This is a genomic window from Mesorhizobium sp. M4B.F.Ca.ET.089.01.1.1 (genome assembly GCF_004022605.1).
Classification (GTDB): domain Bacteria; phylum Pseudomonadota; class Alphaproteobacteria; order Rhizobiales; family Rhizobiaceae; genus Mesorhizobium; species Mesorhizobium abyssinicae.
Genome location: NZ_RZOS01001247.1, coordinates 1 through 565 on the forward strand (window position 1 = coordinate 1; position 565 = coordinate 565).

Sequence of the window (565 nt, forward strand, 5' to 3'; positions counted from 1 at the left end):
ACCCTTATAGATCGAGGAAAACTGGTAGCGATCATAAACGCCCAGGATCTCGGAATCCTGCACGGTGCTATCAAAAACAATGTTGGAAAGAAAATTCACAAACTCAGGCAGATGCCGGGCAGTGGACATCGCATGAAAAAAATTACCGTCGATCAACGTCCGAAATTCCTCCGGGTTGGAGAAAAGGATCGGAACGCTCAGTCCGAAGAAATTCGCGATCGTGCGCAGATTGGCGCTCGATGGCACATGGGCGCCGGACAAATATTTGTTAAATTGTTGCCGGTTGACGTTTAATTTGCGACAAACGGCTGCCACAGACCCGTGACGGTCGCAAAGGGTTCTCAAATTCGCCGCAAGCGCAGCATTCTCCCCTGCGAGGTGGTTCAATCTGGCGGCCTTCCCCAGTGACGCGAATAGACGCTCTGTGTGCGCCACTTTAATTCAGAACTCAATCAGATGCGAAGTTGGCTCCGCGACGCGAATTCGCCCATACTTGGACCGAATAAGGAGCTCCCGGCATGGCAACTCACGGCAAGACGGGGTGGTCGGTTATGGGTACCGGCAC

1 protein-coding gene is annotated in these 565 nt (G+C 52.7%); it reads right to left on the bottom strand.

Annotated features, from left to right (window positions below; genetic code table 11):
* Window positions 1-387, bottom strand: a 387-nt coding sequence (locus EN780_RS36985; RefSeq protein ID WP_133372991.1) for a helix-turn-helix transcriptional regulator, incomplete at its 3' end; no start/stop codon positions are given.
* Window positions 388-565 lie beyond the last annotated feature (178 nt).